Below are 17,322 nucleotides of genomic sequence, written 5' to 3'. Positions count from 1 at the left end.
GGCTCGGAGATGTGTATAAGAGACAGGTGCTCAAGTGCTTTCGCCTGACGAAGAAGGATCGCCCGGCCCCGGATCCATTCTCGATTCAAGAGGCCGAAGCGCTGATCGCCGCGATCCACCGTGATTGGGGCGAGGCGCAGGGCAACTACGATGAGTTTCGTTTCTTCACGGGCCTGCGTCCCTCGGAGCAATTCGCACTGCTGGTCCAGGATTGTGATCTCCAGCAGGGCAAGCTCAAGGTCACCAAGGCTCGCGTGATGAACCGCGACAAGGACCGCACCAAGACCGGCGTCGATCGAATCGTCGAGCTATGCCCGCGAGCGATCGAAGTGCTCAATCGGCAACTCGCGCTGAGGGAGCGCATGAAGCAGGCAGGTCGAATCAGACACGATCATCTGTTCTTCCGCGCGAATGGCAAACCCTTCGGACTGATCAGGCATCCCTACGACCGCTGGCGCTGGTCGCTGAGCATGACGGTCAAGGGCCGCTACCGCGAGCCGTACAACGCCCGCCACTCGTTCGTGAGCTGGAACCTGATGCTCGGCAAGAATCTGCTGTGGGTCGCCAAGCAGCACGGGCACAGCGTGCAGACGATGCTCGATACGTACGCCACCTGGATCGATGGCTCCCAGCCGGAGGACATCGAGGCGATCCGCCGAGCGATGGAGGCGAGGCCGTCAGTGCTGACGGGGCCGTCCGAGCCAGGATTGGAATTCGATCCCCCGGCATCCCTTCCGCCCTCCCAGCGTTTTGGCACTGGATTGGCACTGGAACCACGCTACGAATGCGTAACTCGCGGAATGCTAAGGGAAATGTATGGTGGAAAGGGAGGGACTCGAACCCTCGACCCCGGCATTATGAGTGCCGTGCTCTAACCGGCTGAGCTACCTTTCCAAGCCGTTTTCCGACAGTGGGACCGCGCGAATTGGCGGTTCCCTAGAAGCGGGGGCGGCGATTCTCCAGGGGGGCGTCCGGGGTGTCAAGACGAGCGCTCGGGAATTGCACGTTCCGGGGCGAAAATGCGGGCTTTGGCTGATAAATCACCGCGAACCGGCCGACGAATGGCCGCGGTCGGCACGGCGCGCTCGTCAATCGAGATGGCTTTTCCGCAAAGCCCGGTTTGCTAAAGTCGCGCGTCCAAAGGGAGGGGCCATGACCAGCAGTCAGCGATTTTCAGTACGGGGCAAAGTTGTCTTGATCACCGGCGCGTCGAGCGGCTTCGGCGCTCACTTCGCGCAGGTGCTTGCGAGTGAGGGGGCTAAGGTCGGGTTGGCCGCGCGTCGGGTTGAGGTGTTGGAGTCGATTGCGGCGGAGATTCGCAAATCGGGCGGCGTGGCTGCCACGACCAAGCTCGATGTGGCGAACAGCGAATCGGTGCGACAGGCGGTGCAGGCGATCGAGCAGGAGTTGGGGCCCATCGATGTGCTCGTCAACAACTCCGGCGTGTCGATCAGCAAGCCGTTGCTGGAGCAGACCGAGGAGGATTTCGATGCTGTGCTGAACGTGAATCTGCGCGGCGCATTCCTCGTCGCCACCGAAGCTGCGCGTCGCATGAAGGCCAGCGGCAAGGGCGGCAGCATCATCAACATCGAATCCATTTTGAGTTTCAGGCAGGCGGGCCAGATTGCGCCGTACGCGGCATCCAAGGCGGGGCTCACGCAGCTCACCCGATCGATGGCGTTGGAGCTCGCGCGGTACAAGATTCGCGTGAACGGCATCGCGCCTGGTTATTTCGCGACGGAAATCAACAAAGAGTTTTTCGACACCGAAGGCGGCTTGACGATGATCAAGCGCATGCCGATGCGCCGGCTCGGCGAGCTCGAAGAATTGACAGGGCCGCTGCTGCTGCTGGCGTCGGATGCGTCGAGCTATATGAATGGCGCGACCATCGTGGTCGACGGCGGCCATCTCACCACCCAGCTCTGAGAATGTTGCTGCGGGAAGTGGCGAGCCACAATTCGCCACATTCCTTCGCCGCATCGCCATAGCGCACCACGGATTGCGTCCGCATCCGGGCTTTGAATAGCACTCACGGGCAAACGTCACCCGCCTCCCACGAGGGGAGCAACGACGGGGGTTCGATGAGGAGTGCGACTATGTTCAAGAAGGTATTGGTGACTGCGGTGGCTGTGGCGTTGACTGCGGGTGCGGCGCACGCCGGCGAAAAGAACAAATTCACGAAGGAAGAAGGCGTCGGCATGTTCAGCGGCGCGGCGGCGGGTGCCATCGTCGGTGGCCCGATCGGCGCGGCGGTGGGCTTCATGTTCGGCGGCATTCTTGGCGATAGCGTCGGCACGACGAATCGGGCGCAGCTGCACGCCAAACAGATGGAAGAGCAATCCCGGAAGCTCGAGCAGGAGCTGGTCGATACGCGCATTGCGCTGGCGAAAGCGAGCGAGCGGACCGGTGGTGACCAAATGCTCGATGCGCTGGCCGAGCGTCTGCATGCCGATGTGTTGTTCCGTACGAATGACGCGAACATGGAAGTGGATGTGGTGAGCAAGCTGGAGGAGCTCGGCAAGTTGCTGGCGCTGCATGGTCAGCTGGAGGTGCAGCTGCATGGTTTCGCCGATCCGCGCGGCTCGTCCAAGAAAAATCTTGAACTGTCGCTGGAGCGCGCGAATGCGGTGCGCGAGGCGCTAATTCGCGGTGGTGCAGCGCCAGAGCAGATTCGGTTGTCTGCTCATGGCTCGGATCTCACCACGGCGCCGAAAGGAGATCTGGAGGCCTATGCGTGGGAGCGTCGGGTGAGTCTGTCCATCCGGCCCACGGCCACCCCAGCGGTGGCGCGTAACGAGTGAGTTCGCTCGTACAAACGGCCGGCGGATGGCCGCCGGCCGTTTCTTAACGGCTTCTGCAGTAGCCATGACCTCCGTCACCTTCTACAGTCCGGATACCTCAAATGTGCTTAGCGAGCATCGTGATGTCCGAAATAGCCAGTTCGTTGATCGTGGATTTCGGCGCGACCGCTCCGGAGACCACGCACTCCAAGCCGCCGCCCGATCGCTTGCTCGCGGGCAATCCCGAGCAGGTCGCCCGTAATTATTTCAGCGATAGCACCGGCCGTTTTTTCGCCGGTGTCTGGGAGAGCACGCCCGGCAAGTGGCGCGTGCGTTATTCGGAAAACGAGTTTTGTTACATCACTCGCGGCCGCGTGCGAATCGAGCATGAATCGGGCCGCGGCTGGACGTTTTCTGCCGGCGCTTCCTTCGTCATTCCTGCGGGTTTCAGCGGTGTTTGGGAAGTGCTCGAACCGACTGCGAAGCTCTATGTGATTTACGAGCCGGCGTAGTGCAGGGTCGGGTCTGATTGCGCCAATGTAGGGCGGTCTGCCCCATCGGTGAGCAGCGCATCTAACTCTCAAAATTGATCCCTTCGTATACAGGCCCGCGCCATTGCTGGGTGAGCGGCGCGGCAGGGGCTGTCGCGTGCCTGTAGAAATGCCCTGGCATGCTTGGTGCATTATGACTTTGTGTACATGACTGTGGTGTTTTTGCCGCAGAAAAACGGGAAATCTGGCCGATCTCAGTAAACTCATACTACATGCCGGACTCGGCATGTTTCTTTCTCACCACAAAGGGGAGACCCATGCGACACTTCAGGATTCTGGCGGCACTCGGAATGCTGGGAGCAGCGACGGCGGCCAACGCCGGTGTGTCATCGACCTGGACATTGGCGAGCGATTACGACTTCCGCGGCATCACCCAATCCGCTCAGGATCCCGCGATCCAGGGCAGCATCGACTATGCCGCGAATAGCGGCTGGTACGTCGGCGCTTGGGGCAGCAACGTGGATTTCGGCCCCGGTGTGGGTGTGGATCTTGAAGTCGACGTCTACACGGGCTTTTCTGGCCAGAGTGAAGGCGGCTTGGGCTACGACGTGGGCCTGGTGTACTACACGTATCCCGACGAGAGCGATTACAACTATTTCGAAGCCTACGGCAGCATCAGCAAGGACTGGTTCAAGGGCAAGCTGTGGTACTCGAATGATTTCGGCGGTAAAAGCACCAGCGGGTCTACGCCGGCGTTCTACGCCGAGGCCAACGGTGCGTTCCCTCTGCCGAAGAACTTCACCCTGCAGGCGCACGCCGGTTATAGCTTCGGCGACTATTGGAGCAACTCGAATAGCGAATATTTCGATTACTCGCTCGGCGTCGGTTACACCGCCGGCAATTTCAGCCTGGGGCTGAAGTGGGTCGATGGCAGCGATCTGAAATCGTCCGATGGGACGCCGGGCGATGTGTTCAGCTCCGAGTCGCGCGTGGTCTTCACGGTCGCCACTACGTTCCCGTGGAGCAACAACTAAGCGGCAGCGAACGGCTGGCCTTGGGTTGAATGAAGAGAGCCCCGCAGCGAACCTGCGGGGCTTTTTTATGCGCTCACTGAGCGGCTGGGCGCTGCGGGCAATTGTTTGATGACGGTCGCAACCGCGTTCGGTGTCGAGAGCAGCACCAGTTCCTGCGCTCGCTGATCGGCGCTGGCCATGGCTGCAAACACCTGATCCATCGCCACTGGTCGCGACAGCAGATAGCCCTGCAGAGAAAGATTCTTGCAGCCGAGGAAGCGCTCGAACTGCTCGGCTCGTTCCAGGCCTTCGGCGGTGACCTGCAGGCCAAGGCCGTTACACATGTCGATCATGGCGCGCACGATGGAGCGTGAGCGAGTGTTCGTGTCGATACTTTCGATGAGGCTGCGATCGAGCTTGACGCGGGTCAGCGGCAGGCGCTCGAGCGAGGACAGAGACGAGTAGCCCGTGCCAAAGTCGTCGAGGGCGATGGCGACGCCGAGCGCGCGCAAGCGGTGCAGTTGTTCGATCGTGGCGGGGCCGGTTTGCAGCACCGACTCGGTCAGTTCGATTTCGATACAACGAGGCGGCACATCGAATTCAGTGAGCAGTTCGCGCACACGATCGACGAATCGATAATCCAGCAGCTGCCGCGGCGAAACGTTGATCGCCACGCGCGCTTGGGGCCACGGGCCGCGATACCACTCGGCCGCCGCGCGAATCGCGGTACGTAACACCCAATCGCTGATTTCCATGATCAGCCCGGACTCTTCGGCGACGCTCAAGAATTCGCCTGGCGGCACATAACGACCGTCGGGCGTGCGCCAGCGGATCAGTGCTTCGACCAGCTGCGTTTGAAGGTCTTCGATGCTCACTTCGGGCTGGAAGAACAGCTCGAACTCGTTGCGCTCGATCGCGCGGCGCAGGTCCTGCTCGATGCGGAATTTGTTGGAGGCGCCGGCCAGCAACTCCGGTGTGAACATGCTGGCTCGGCCACGGCCCAGAGCTTTCGTATGAAACAGTGCCGTGTCCGCTGCGATCAACAAGGATTCGGCGTCCTGCTCGTGATCTGGATAGATGCTGGCGCCGACGCTCACGCCGATGATCAGCTCCCGCCCGTCCACATCGAGGGGCGTATGGAACGCGCGAATGATCTGCTCGCTCGCGTCGCGGATCTGCTCGAGGTCCTTGGCGTCTTCACAGATGACGGTGAACTCGTCACCGCCCAGGCGGGCCGCAAATCCCAGCGGCTGTGAGGCGGACTGCAGTCGTTGTGCGATTCCGCGCAACACGCGATCGCCGAACGAGTGGCCGATGCTGTCGTTGATGTTCTTGAAGTTGTCCACGTCGAGGAACAGCACGCCGACGCGACGATTGGTCTGCGAGGCGCGTTCGAGGCTCGCGTTCAACAGCTTGAACAGATGACGCCGATTCGGCAGGCCGGTCAGCGGATCGACTTCCGCCAGTTCCTGCAGCTGACGCGTACGCTCGGCCACTTTCTCTTCGAGCTGATGATGCGCGTCGAGCGCGGCGGCCTGCGCTTTGCTCAATCGCTCGGCCATGTTGTTGAAAGCAACGGCGAGCGAGTCGAGCTCCTTGATGCCACCTCGCGGCACGCGGGCGCACGGCTCGCCGGCGGCGAGCTTCACTGAGGCCCGGATCATGCGGCGGACCGGTAGCACGACGCTGCGCACGGTGGCGATTGAAATCCACAACAACAACGCCAGCACGGCGACGCTGATCCACGCGACGACGCTGCGATCTGTTTCTTGCTGTTGTTGCTCGACCTGCCATGCGGGCGCTGGCGCCTCGGTAGGGAGGTTTGCGGCCGATGGCTGAGTGGGCTGCAGCGTGTCGGACTGCGCAATACTCGTTTCCTGGCTCGGCGGCTGCGCGTTGCTGGCTGTCGGCTTAGGAGCGGGCTTCACGGCGACGTCTTTTGGCATCCGCGCCACCAGCTGCACCGTTTGCGCGACGAAACCATTGCCGGTCGTCACCAGGTCCTCGTGCGTCTTCAGCAGCGCGCCGCGCAGCTTGGTCAGCTTCGCGAAATCTTGCTCCATGGCCGCGAGCCACTCGTTGCTTTCGGCGCGACTCAGGCTCTTTGCATTTTCCTGCAGAGACTGTCCGAAGTCGGCTTCCGCTTTGCTGACGGGATCGAGGATTTCGGAGGTCACGCTGAAGGAGCGAACGGCGGCTGCGAAACTGTCGCGAAGCCCGCTCAGGCTGCTATTGAGTTGCAGCAGCGACTGGCGTGCGACGACGCGACCGAAGATCTTGAATGCGCCGTCGAGCGATGCGTTCAAGCGTCCATTCATGTGCTCCAGGGTCTCTGAATATTCGCGCATCAGCCGGCGCCGGTCCTGCGACAGCTGAATCCAACGGTCTGCGTTGCGCTTGTGCTGTTGAATCGCGGCAGGGATGGACTTGTAAGAGCGATCGCCGAGTGCTTCAGCGCGTGCCATGAAGCGCGTCGTCACGCGGTCCAGTTCTTTGCCGAGCTGCTGATAGCGTGCGCGAGCCTCGACCGAGCTGGATTGCACGGCCGAGTAGACGGATTCGTCGAAGCGCTCCAGGGCGTGGATCAGATCGTCGCCGGAGAGGGTCTCGACCGGGTCTGCTGCTTCGACAACGGGCGCCGCAGGCGTTACGACGACTTTGATGAGAGGCGCTGGCGGCGGTGCTGCCTCGACCGTCGGGCCGGTGATGATCGAAGTACTGCGCTCCACGATGAAGTTCGCAGCGGCGGCAAGGACTGCGACGCTGACGAACGCGACCATCAGCCGCGTCGAAATGCTCCATGACGAGAATACGCCGGACGCAGCGGCTCTCGTGCGCGCAGTGGCGAGCCACTGGCGCCCTTCACGGATCAATCGACTGTAACCCACGTTAACTTTTTAGCGGCGGAGCTGATTTACTTCGGCAGAACCGTAGTCTGCGAAGCACTGCCCCGACTATCTATGGGGCATTTTCCAAACTGAGGGATGCATCTCATCCTTGAGAGACCGCTGCATCCAGCAGTCGCGCCGCTTCGAAGTGCGCGTAGGGCCGAGCCTACGCGATCGTCTTCAACACTTCCCCGAGGCGCGTCACGAGTTCGTCGATCTGTGTCGTTGAGATGATCAACGGTGGCGACAGTGCGATCGTGTCGCCCGTAGTGCGGATCAGGATGCCTTTCTCGAAGCACTTCACCAGCGCTTCGTAGCCACGCGCACCGGCTGCTCCGGCGCGAGGCTGCAGGTCGATGCCTGCGACCAGGCCGAGATTGCGGATGTCGATGACATTCGGCGATGAGCGCAGCGAGTGAATCGCGTCTTCCCACGCCTTCGCCAATTCAGCGCCGCGAGTGAGCAGGCCTTCGCGCTCGTAGATTTCCTGAGTGGCCAGGCCCGCTGCGCAGGCGGCCGGATGCGCCGAATAGGTGTAGCCGTGGAACAGCTCGATGCCGTCCGGGCCCTGCATGAACGCATCGTAGATCTGCTTGCGCACGAACACCGCGCCCATCGGAATCGCGCCGTTCGTCAGTCCTTTGGCGGTCGTCATTATGTCGGGCATCACATCGAAGTACTGCGCGCCGAACGCAGTGCCCAGTCGACCGAAGCCGGTGATGACCTCGTCGAAGATCAGCAGAATGCCGTGCTTGTCGCAGATGGCCCGAAGCTTTTGCAGATAGCCCTTGGGCGGCAGGATGACGCCTGCAGAGCCCGCCATCGGTTCGACGATCACGGCGGCGATCGTCGACGCATCGTGCAGCGATACCAGTCGCTCCAAGTCATCCGCCAGATGTGCGCCCCACTCAGGCAAGCCGCGCGTGAACGCGTTGTGCTCGATGTCGAGCGTGTGGCGCAGATGGTCGACGCCGGGCAGCAGCGCGCCGAAGTACTTGCGATTGTTCGACAAGCCGCCGACCGAGATGCCGCCGAAGCCGACGCCGTGATAACCCTTTTCGCGACCGATCAGTCGCTGCCGTGACGCCTCGCCTTTGACGCGGTGATACGCGATCGCGATCTTCAGCGCAGTGTCTACCGACTCCGAGCCGGAGTTGGTGAAGAACACATGATTCAGATCGCCCGGCGTGAGCTGGATCAGTCGATTCGCCAGCTCGAAGCCGGCGGGGTGGCCCATCTGAAAGGTGGGCGCATAGTCCAGCGTCGCGAGCTGCTCGGCGACCGCGGCGGTGATCTCTTTGCGACCGTGTCCCGCATTTACGCACCACAGGCCTGCGCAGCCGTCGAGTATTTTGCGGCCGTCGGGCGTCCAGTAGTGCATGCCTTCCGCGCGAGCCAGCAGGCGCGGTTGATCCTTGAACTGCCGGTTGGCGGTGAAGGGCATCCAGAAGGCTTCGAGAGCTTCGCGCGTGAGGGCCGGGGACATGGGCACCGCCTGAATCGGGTGGGAGGACAGAGCGGGGAGATGATAAGAAAAATCAACACGCTGCTCAAATCGGCCTGATGGAACGCCCGAAAAAAGCTGGCAGCCGGCCAGATTCGTCTATTATTCTAAACAGATTCCCATAGGCGAGGCCGGCAATGAGCATCGATGTAGGCGGTCATCTGAAGGCGGTCCGCATGATGTACGGGCTCTCCCAGCGCGAGCTGGCCAAGCGCGCCGGCGTCACCAACGGCACGATTTCGCTGATCGAGCAGAATCGGGTCAGTCCTTCGGTGAGCTCGTTGAAGAAAGTGCTGGACGGCGTGCCGATGTCGCTGGCCGACTTCTTCACCTTGGATTTGCAGGAATCTCCCCAAGTTTTCTACGCCCGCGACGAGCTCGCCGACATCGGCGACCGCGACGTGTCGCTGCGGCTGGTGGGAGCGAAGCGAGCCAATCGCGCAATGACTATCATGCACGAGCGTTATCGGCCGAACGCGGACACCGGCGCGGACATGCTCAGCCACAAGGGCGAGGAGGGCGGCATCATCCTGACGGGCCAGATTGAATTGACCGTAGGCGGTCAAAGCAGAGTGCTCGGCCCCGGAGACGCGTACTATTTCGCCAGCGCGGTCCCCCACCGGTTCCGCAACGTTGGCGACGAGCCGTGCGAAATCATCAGTGCCAGCACGCCGCCGACTTTCTAACTTTTACCCAACCCTGACCCAGGAGCGCTCGAACGCGTCATGAAGACTACGGTTGCCGCCACTCAATTCGCCAGCACGCCGGATCGCACGGCCAACCTCGCCACTGCCGAGCGGCTGGTGCGCGAGTCGGCCAAGCAGGGCGCGAACATCATCCTGATCCAGGAGCTGTTCGAGACGCCTTACTTTTGTAAGGAGCACGATCCGAAGTGTTTCGCGGTGGCGCTGCCGATCCAGGAGAACCCGGCCGTGCGTCGCTTTCAGGATCTGGCGCGCGAGCTGAACGTCGTGCTCCCGTGCAGCGTGTACGAGCGTGCCGGCAACGCCTTCTACAACTCGGTTGCGATCATCGATGCCGACGGCTCGCTGCTCGGCACCTACCGCAAGGCGCACATTCCCGAGAGCCCCGGCTATCACGAGAAGTTCTATTTCTCGCCCGGCGACACGGGCTTCAAAGTGTGGCCGACGCGCTTCGGCACCATCGGCGTGGCGATCTGCTGGGACCAGTGGTTCCCCGAGTCGGCGCGTGCCATGGCCGTGCAGGGCGCGGAGATTCTGTTCTACCCGACGGCGATTGGCTCGGAGCCGCAGGATCTGAGCATCGATTCGCGCGATCATTGGCAGCGCGCGATGCAAGGCCACGCCGCGTCCAACATCATGCCGCTGATCGCGTCGAATCGCGTCGGCACCGAGAAAGGTCAGAACTGGACGGTGACGTATTACGGTTCGTCGTTCATCGCCGATCACACGGGTGCGATCGTGAAGCAGGCGCCGCGCGAGGGCGAGGCGGTGCTCACCGCGACCTTCGACCTCGATGCGATCCGTAACTATCGCAATTCCTGGGGCGTGTTCCGCGATCGGCGGCCCGAATTGTACGGCCCCATCCTTACGCTCGACGGCCAACAGCGCACGCGCTGATCGACTTTATTCATGCAAATTTTCGTCTCGTGTCCGCCGGGCGTCGCGGATCTCACTGCCGCGGAGCTGCGCAATTGCGGCGCGACTCAAACTCGCGAGTTCAAACTCGGCGTGCAGGCTGAAGGCTCGCTCGAGGTCGCTTATCGCGCATGTTTGTGGTCGCGCACGGCGAGTCGTGTGTTGCTGCCACTCGGCACGTTTCCGGCGGCGACTCAGGATCAGCTGTATGAAGGTGTCGGCAGCATCGATTGGCAGCAACACATCAGCCCGAAGGGCACGCTTGCCATCGACTTCGGCGGCTCGTCGAGCGGCATCACGCATACGCATTTCGGCGCGTTGAAGACCAAGGACGCCATCGTCGATCAGTTTCGTGATCGCACCGGCGAGCGGCCTTCGGTGCAGTTGGAGCAGCCCGATGTGCGAATCGATGTGCGGCTCGATCGCGACCGCGCGACGGTCAGCCTCGATCTTTCCGGCGACAGCCTGCATCGTCGCGCCTATCGCGCTCGCGGTGTGGCCGCGCCGCTGAAGGAAAACCTCGCCGCCGCGGTACTGCTTCGCTGTGGCTGGCCGGCCATCGCGGAGGAGGGCGGCGAGCTGATCGATCCCATGTGTGGTTCGGGCACGCTGCCCATCGAAGCGGCGTTGATGGCGCTCGATATTGCGCCCGGACTACTGCGCAGCTACTTCGGCTTCATCCGCTGGCGCGGGCACGATCGCGCTTTGTGGGAACGGCTGATCCAAGAAGCTCGCGATCGTCGCGAGGCTGCGGCGACGAGGAAGGTGACATTGCGTGGCTACGATGCCGATCCGACGGCAGTGCGTGCCGCGATCGAGAACGTCGAGCGCGCAAAGCTGCGCGGTGTTGTCCACATCGAGCGGCGCGATCTGGAGCAGTTGACGCGTCAGAGCGAAGCAACGACAGGCCTGGTCGTTACCAATCCCCCGTATGGCGAGCGTATCGGCGAGCAAGAGCGATTGCAGGCGCTGTATCAAACATTGGGCGCGAGGCTGCGCGAGCATTTTGAAGGCTGGAAAGCAGCGGTGCTGACCGGCAATCCGCCGCTCGCGAAAGCGGTGGGGATCAACGCGCGTCGCACGCACACTCTATTCAATGGCCGCATCGAATGCCGGTTGTTGCGTTTTGACGTAACGCCCGGCGACTACGTCGGTGAGCGCAAGCCGCCGCCGGATGCCGCCGAGCTTCGCGAGCGGCCTGGCGCACAAATGTTCGCCAATCGTCTACGCAAGAATCTGAAGTTGATGCAGGACTGGGCGCGTCGCGAGAACGTCGATTGCTACCGGATCTACGATGCCGACATGCCCGAGTACGCATTCGCCATCGATCAGTACAGCAATGGCGATGGCGAGCGCTGGGTTGTCGTGCAGGAGTACGCCCCGCCGAAGACGATCGAGCCCAAGGCTGCGCGTCAGCGGCGCAATGAAGCGCTCGCAGTGATTCCTCACGAGCTGAGTCTGGCCGAGGATCGCTTGTTCATTCGCGAGCGGCGCCAGCAAAAAGATGGCACGCAATACGAGAAGCTGGATAACGAGCGCGAATATCACATCGTGCGCGAGCAGCCGTATCGGTTCGCGGTGAACTTCACCGACTATCTGGATACCGGGTTGTTCCTCGATCACCGGCTGACGCGTCGTTACGTCGGTGAGCTGGCTCGTGGCAAACGTTTCCTGAATTTGTTTGCGTACACGGGCACGGCAACTGTGTTCGCCGCGGGAGGCGGCGCCGCGTCGTCGACGACGGTCGACATGTCGCGCACTTATCTCGACTGGGCCAAGCGCAACCTGGCGTTGAACAACCTCGCAGGGCCCGAGCACGGCTTCGTGCAAGCCGACTGCCTGGCCTGGTTGCAAGAACAGCGCGATAAATCGCGGCGTTGGGAGTTGATGTTCATCGATCCGCCCACTCATTCGCGCTCCAAACGAATGGAGCAGGATTTCGATGTGCAGCGGGACCACGTCCAACTATTGACTCTTGCTGCGCAGCTGCTGACCCCCGACGGCATCATCGTGTTCTCCAACAATTACACGCGGTTTCGCCTGGATCGCGACGGGCTGGCGGCATTCGAGATCGAAGACATCGGCCGCCGCACGCTGCCGAAGGACTTCGAGCGCAATCCGCGCATTCATGCTTGTTATGTCTTACGGCGTCGCTCGTCTGCCGAGGTGCTTGCAGGAGTTACTGAAAATCCTGCCGCGTCGGCGCCGGTGCGCTGAGCGAAAGTCCCCCACCGCCAGTGGGCCGAAGTCCACTGGCGGGTGTCGACGCGGGAAAATGCTGCGCCAGAAGGGTGAAGCAGGCGCTTTTCCCCGCAAGAAAAGCGTCAAATACGGGCGGCAGCTGATTGCTATGACGGGGCTGTTGCAGCACAATTGCGCCCGCGTTACAGAGCCCACCCCCCTGCCATCCCGTCGATTGTGAAGTGATTGTTATGAGCGGCGATCCGTTCCAGGTTCATTTTCATCCCAAGCTGGGCGTGGTGATCTACGACCCCGTCGCGCAGATGGGCTTGGCCCGCGAGCAGATGCGCCTGTTCAAGGTCGGCTCCATGACCTCCAGCACTTTCATGCGTGGGATCGTGAGCAAGGACCTGAGCGCTTGCACGGGTGAACCGGCCGACCAGAGCGCGGCCGCAGTGGATTCTTATCGCACCGCTCGTACTGGCCGCCGCAAGCCGTACTGCGAACAGTGCCGCCGTCATTACGGCTCGGTGGACTTCGGCGTGTGCAGCGATTGCAATGGCATCCGTTGCACTTGTGGTACTTGCAGCTGCGTGTCCAGCTCGCGTCGTCGCAAAGCTGCGTAAATTTTCGGCAGCTGAGATAATCGAAAGGCGCCGCTTGCGGCGCCTTTTTCACATATGAATATTTTTCGTGTCTTCACCATCGAGGCTGCGCATCGCCTGCCGAACGTTCCGGCGGGCCACAAGTGCGCGCGCCTGCACGGCCACTCGTTCCGCATCGAGCTGCATGTCAGCGGCGAGGTCGATCCGGTCACCGGCTGGGTGATGGATTTCGCCGATGTGAAGCGCGCGTTCCAGCCCATCTACGACCGGCTCGATCATCATTACTTGAATGAGATCGAGGGGCTGGAGAATCCCACCAGCGAAAATCTCGCTCGTTGGGTGTGGCAGCAGGCCAAGCCGGTGCTGCCGTTGCTGAGCAAGGTCGTGATTCACGAAACCTGCACCAGCGGCTGCGAGTACCGCGGCGAGTAATCGATCAGCTGGTGAGCGTGGTGAAGGCCGTCTGGATGTCGGTGAGATTCACCGGCTTCACCAGATGCGCAGCGAATCCCGAGTCGGCCGAGCGTTGTTTGTCGCCGGCGAGACCATAGCCCGTCACCGCGATCAGGCGTGCACGTGGGCAGATTGCCTTCAAGCGACGCGCCACTTCATACCCATCCATTTCCGGCAGACCGATATCCAGCAGCACGAACTGCGGGTCGAACCCTTCGGCCTGGTCGAGTGCGGTCGCGCCGGAGTACGCGGTGAGCGTGGCATGCGCTTCGAGCTGAAGTAACAAAGCGAGTGAATCGGCCGCGTCGCGATTGTCGTCAATGATCATGACGCGTGCCGGGCCGCCGTTGTCTGCGCTCACTTCAGTTGAGGCATCGTGTGCCTGTATCGCGAGCGGCAGGCGCAGGGTGAAGGTCGAGCCCTGGTCGATGCCGGGGCTGCTGGCCGCCGCAGTCCCGCCCTGCATCTCTATGAGCATGCGACAAACGGCGAGTCCGATGCCGAGCCCGCCCTGTGAGCGATCCAGGGCGCGCTCGCCCTGTACGAATAGCTCGAAGACGCGGGAAATCAGCTCGGCGGGCATGCCGATGCCGTTGTCGATGATCGCCACCACCGCCGCGTCGTCTTCGATCATTGCCCGCACCTGAATCTCGCCGCCGGGCTTGGTGTACCTGGCGGCGTTGGTCAGCAGGTTCGCGATGCATTGAGCGAGTCGCACTTTGTCGGCGTACACCCACAGGGGCTCGGGGCACACGATCGAGGTGAGTCGATGTTTCTTTTCCTGCATCAGCGGTTGCGCAGTCTCGATCGCGCTGTCGATGCACGACTGCAAGGTGAGGCGCTCGCGATTGATCTCGATACGCCCCTGAGTAATGCGCGACACCTCCAGCAAATCGTCGAGCAGATGGCCCAGATGGCCGATCTGTCGTTTCACGATGCCGATCAGCGCTTGTTCTTGGTCGCGATTCACGGTGAGGCGTGACAGCGCCTGCGCGGCGTTGCCGATTGCGGCGGCGGGGTTGCGCAACTCGTGGCTCAGCATCGCGAGGAACTCATCCTTGCGTGTGTTGGCTTCTCGCCAGCGAGCCTCGCTTTCACGCAGCAGGCGCTGTGAATCGATCTGTTCGGTAATGTCGATGACGATCGCGACGCCCTGCACCGGGCGCCCAGCGTCGTCCGCCACGAAATTGCCGAACAGATTCACCCACACGATGCTGCCGTCCTTGCGGACATAGCGCTTCTGGATGGTGTAGTCGGTAAGTTTGCCGGTGATGACTTGATTCGCCAGCTCCTGATCCTGCGCAACGTCCTGCGGATGGGTGAGGTCTTGCCAGCGCTTGTTATGTAGCTCCTCGGGGCTATAACCGACGAGCTTGCAGAACGCGTGGTTGACGTATTCAAACCTGCCATCCAGCGAGTTGTGAGCGACGCCGACGGGCGCATGATCCAGCAGTGCGCGATGGCGAGCTTCACTATGGCGGAGTGCTGCCTCCGCCCGCTTGCGCTCCGTAATGTTGGTGCCGGAGCTGACGACGCACTCGGGCCCCATGGGAAACAGCGTGATGAAGAAATCCTTGTCGCGATGCTGCGCTTCGTAACGCACGATCTGCCGGGTCTGCAGCACTTGTGCGGATTGGGCAATCATCCGGCTGGCGGCTTCAGGATCGAACAATTCCGTGAGGCGGCAACCCCGCAGCTGGTCGCGGCCATAGCCCAGCAGTTCCAGCGAGTTTGTATTCGCGTCCCGATATTGAAAGTCGACGATGGTTCCGCAGGGGCCACGCACGGCCTGCAGGACGACGAACAGTTCCGTGGGATGCTCGAAGATGGCGTGCAGTTGCGCATCGCGCTCGGCGAGCGCGCTCGCGTGACGGATTTCCAGGTCGCTGCGCGCCTGGGTCAGGGATGTATTGAGCGCCTCGAGATAGCGTCGCCGCTGGTGCAGTTCCACCAGCACCGTGACCTTGGAGCGCAGGATCTCTGGTACCACCGGCACGGGGATGTAATCGATAGCGCCGACTTCGTAACCCTTGAGCTGATCCAGCTCAGAGACATTCATGCCGGTGACGAAAATGATGGGAGTGCGCTCCCAGCGTGGATGTTCGCGGATCAGACGGGCGGTCTCGAACCCGTCCATGTCGGGCATGTTCACATCGAGCAGGATGAGCGCGAAGTCGCGGGTCAGCAGCTGTTTGAGTGCGTCTCTGCCCGACAAAGCGCGTACACAGTCGACATCGATGCCGGAAAGCACTGCTTCATATGTCAGCAGGCGAGCGGGCTGGTCGTCGACGAGCAGGATACTGGTGCGGGGCCTTGCCTCGGCCGCTGCAACGGGCGCGACACTGGAAGAAGTGTCGCGCGTCGAGTCGGTGTCGATCCCCTGGTTCATTCGCGCACCGCGTAGACTCGGCAGACCAGCCGAGTGCAAATGCTGAATATGTTTCAAAGCGTCGGAAGTTCCAGTAGCGCGGCTACAGCAGGTCGCGGGCGCGGTACCAGAGCATGGCCAGCACCAGCGCCGGCATCCGTAGCAGCTCGCCGCCCGGGAAATTTCGATGTTTCAGGTGGGTGAACAGGTCGAAACGTTCCGCCTGCCCGGCAATGGCCTCGGCAGCCAGCCGGCCGGCGATCCCGGTCAGGGCGATGCCATGGCCGGAAAAGCCTTGTAAATAATAGATGTGCGGAGCGAGACGGCCGAAATCCGGGGCGCGGCTCATGGTGATGTCGACATAACCTCCCCAGGCATATTCGACGCGGACGTCGGCCAGCTGGGGAAATACCTTGAGCATACGTTTGCGCGTGGCGTCGGCAGTGTTGAATGGGTCCAGCCCCGAATAACTGACTCGACCGCCAAACAACAAACGAAAGTCCGCCGAACGCCGGAAGTAGTCGAGCACGAAATTGATGTCCGTGACGGCAATGTTGTCCCGCATGAGGCGTTTCATGCGGATTTCGCCGAGGGGCTCGGTCGCGATGATGTATGTGCCCACTGGCATGATGCGTGAGCGCAGCGACGGCACGAGTGTATTCAAGTAGGCGTTACAACAGAGCACGACGTAGCTCGCTCGTACCCTGCCGGTGCCTGTGCTCACGATCGCGGGCTGGTCGTAGCTGATGTTTGTAACGAGCGAGTGCTCGTGAATGGAAACACCGGCGGCGCTGGCGGCGGCGGCGAGGCCCAGCGTGTAATTCAGCGGATGCAGATGCCCGCTGCCCCGGTCATACAGCCCGGCGATGTAGCGCTTGGTTGCCAGTAGCGATTCGACCTTATCGCGCTCGAGGAATTCGAGCTGACGATAGCCGTACGTGTCTTCGGCCTCGCGCTGCTCGTGCAACAGCGTTTCGCGTTGACGCTGCTTGATAGCGACGTGCATCTGTCCCCAGTGCAGGTCGCAGTCGATGTGGTACTTCGCCACCCGATCGCGGATCAGTTGCAGGCCTTCCAGCGAGATGTCCCACATCCGTCGGGCGTTCTCGGCGCCAACCTGCTGGACCAGCTTGCTCTGACCGCTGGCAAATCCGCTGATGGCTTGACCGCCGCTGCGGCCGGACGCGCCCCAGCCGATGCGCTGACCTTCGAGCAGCACGACTTTATAGCCGCGTTCGGCGAGATCGAGCGCGGTCGAGCAGCCGGCGATGCCGCCGCCAATCACGCAAACGTCCGCGGTCACATCGCCCTGAAGCTGCGGATGTTCGGGCGCGGGATTTGCCGAGGCCGCGTAGTAGGAGATCGCAGTGTTGGGATCCGTGGTCAAATGATGCTCCAGTGGGGGCTCGTATTTTACTGG

Annotated in this window: 13 protein-coding genes, 1 tRNA gene and 1 pseudogene; 10 read left to right on the top strand and 5 right to left on the bottom strand. The window is 61.9% G+C overall.

Going from position 1 to position 17,322, the window contains the following annotated elements; genetic code table 11:
• Nucleotides 1–11 precede the first annotated feature (11 nt).
• Nucleotides 12–599 (top strand): annotated as a pseudogene (locus tag D0550_RS37150) (site-specific integrase); the annotation flags it as partial.
• A gap of 218 nt (nucleotides 600–817) precedes the next feature.
• On the opposite strand, the gene D0550_RS15325 reads toward D0550_RS37150, so the two are convergent.
• Nucleotides 818–894: transfer RNA gene (locus D0550_RS15325), tRNA-Met, on the bottom strand.
• Nucleotides 895–1,152: 258 nt separating this feature from the next.
• Here D0550_RS15325 and D0550_RS15320 point away from each other — a divergent pair.
• The 4 genes from D0550_RS15320 (at nucleotide 1,153) to D0550_RS15305 (ending at nucleotide 4,305) form a co-directional block, all read left to right on the top strand.
• Nucleotides 1,153–1,926 carry an SDR family NAD(P)-dependent oxidoreductase gene (locus D0550_RS15320; protein ID WP_116810067.1) on the top strand — a complete coding sequence of 258 codons (774 nt, stop codon included), beginning with the start codon at nucleotides 1,153–1,155 and terminating at the stop codon, nucleotides 1,924–1,926.
• A gap of 170 nt (nucleotides 1,927–2,096) precedes the next feature.
• Entirely contained in the window at nucleotides 2,097–2,801 is a 705-nt protein-coding gene (locus D0550_RS15315) for an OmpA family protein (RefSeq protein WP_161965844.1), read from the top strand.
• Nucleotides 2,802–2,923: 122 nt separating this feature from the next.
• Nucleotides 2,924–3,292: a cupin domain-containing protein gene (locus D0550_RS15310; protein WP_116810069.1), complete on the top strand. Its 369-nt coding sequence runs from the start codon at nucleotides 2,924–2,926 to the stop codon at nucleotides 3,290–3,292.
• A gap of 296 nt (nucleotides 3,293–3,588) precedes the next feature.
• Entirely contained in the window at nucleotides 3,589–4,305 is a 717-nt protein-coding gene (locus D0550_RS15305) for a TorF family putative porin (RefSeq protein WP_161965843.1), read from the top strand.
• Between the two features lie 65 nt (nucleotides 4,306–4,370).
• On the opposite strand, the gene D0550_RS15300 is transcribed toward D0550_RS15305, so the two are convergent.
• Both D0550_RS15300 and aptA read right to left on the bottom strand, forming a co-directional pair.
• The gene (locus D0550_RS15300; protein WP_153067185.1) at nucleotides 4,371–7,172 is read right to left on the bottom strand and encodes an EAL domain-containing protein; all 2,802 of its coding nucleotides are present in this window, start codon (nucleotides 7,170–7,172) and stop codon (nucleotides 4,371–4,373) included.
• Between the two features lie 166 nt (nucleotides 7,173–7,338).
• A complete protein-coding gene (gene aptA / locus D0550_RS15295) occupies nucleotides 7,339–8,658 on the bottom strand; it encodes an omega-aminotransferase AptA (RefSeq protein ID WP_116810063.1) in 1,320 nt (439 codons plus the stop codon).
• A 155-nt stretch (nucleotides 8,659–8,813) separates the two neighbouring features.
• On the opposite strand from aptA, the gene D0550_RS15290 reads away from it, so the two are divergent.
• The 5 genes from D0550_RS15290 to queD all read left to right on the top strand — a co-directional run bounded on the left by D0550_RS15290 (nucleotide 8,814) and on the right by queD (nucleotide 13,513).
• Nucleotides 8,814–9,362, top strand: a complete 549-nt coding sequence (locus tag D0550_RS15290) for a cupin domain-containing protein (RefSeq protein ID WP_116810062.1) — start codon at nucleotides 8,814–8,816, stop codon at nucleotides 9,360–9,362.
• A gap of 39 nt (nucleotides 9,363–9,401) precedes the next feature.
• On the top strand, nucleotides 9,402–10,277 hold the full coding sequence (gene aguB, locus D0550_RS15285; RefSeq protein WP_116810061.1) for an N-carbamoylputrescine amidase: 876 nt from the start codon (nucleotides 9,402–9,404) through the stop codon (nucleotides 10,275–10,277).
• A 12-nt stretch (nucleotides 10,278–10,289) separates the two neighbouring features.
• Complete coding sequence (gene rlmKL / locus D0550_RS15280) at nucleotides 10,290–12,512, top strand: bifunctional 23S rRNA (guanine(2069)-N(7))-methyltransferase RlmK/23S rRNA (guanine(2445)-N(2))-methyltransferase RlmL (RefSeq protein ID WP_116810060.1); 2,223 nt, start codon at nucleotides 10,290–10,292, stop codon at nucleotides 12,510–12,512.
• Nucleotides 12,513–12,727: 215 nt separating this feature from the next.
• Complete coding sequence (locus tag D0550_RS15275; protein WP_116810059.1) at nucleotides 12,728–13,102, top strand: hypothetical protein; 375 nt, start codon at nucleotides 12,728–12,730, stop codon at nucleotides 13,100–13,102.
• 54 nt (nucleotides 13,103–13,156) lie between these two features.
• Nucleotides 13,157–13,513, top strand: coding sequence for a 6-carboxytetrahydropterin synthase QueD (queD, locus tag D0550_RS15270; protein ID WP_116810058.1), 357 nt, complete (start codon nucleotides 13,157–13,159; stop codon nucleotides 13,511–13,513).
• 4 nt (nucleotides 13,514–13,517) lie between these two features.
• Here the strand turns inward: queD and D0550_RS15265 are convergent, their stop codons facing one another.
• Nucleotides 13,518–15,923 (bottom strand): hybrid sensor histidine kinase/response regulator, encoded by a 2,406-nt coding sequence (locus D0550_RS15265; RefSeq protein WP_116810057.1) that lies wholly within the window; start codon nucleotides 15,921–15,923, stop codon nucleotides 13,518–13,520.
• An 82-nt stretch (nucleotides 15,924–16,005) separates the two neighbouring features.
• Nucleotides 16,006–17,289: an NAD(P)/FAD-dependent oxidoreductase gene (locus tag D0550_RS15260; RefSeq protein WP_116810056.1), complete on the bottom strand. Its 1,284-nt coding sequence runs from the start codon at nucleotides 17,287–17,289 to the stop codon at nucleotides 16,006–16,008.
• Between the last annotated feature and the right edge of the window lie 33 nt (nucleotides 17,290–17,322).

This window comes from Steroidobacter cummioxidans (genome assembly GCF_003104955.1).
Note: the sequence above shows the minus strand (reverse complement) of the source record. Positions and strands in the feature narration are given on the sequence as shown.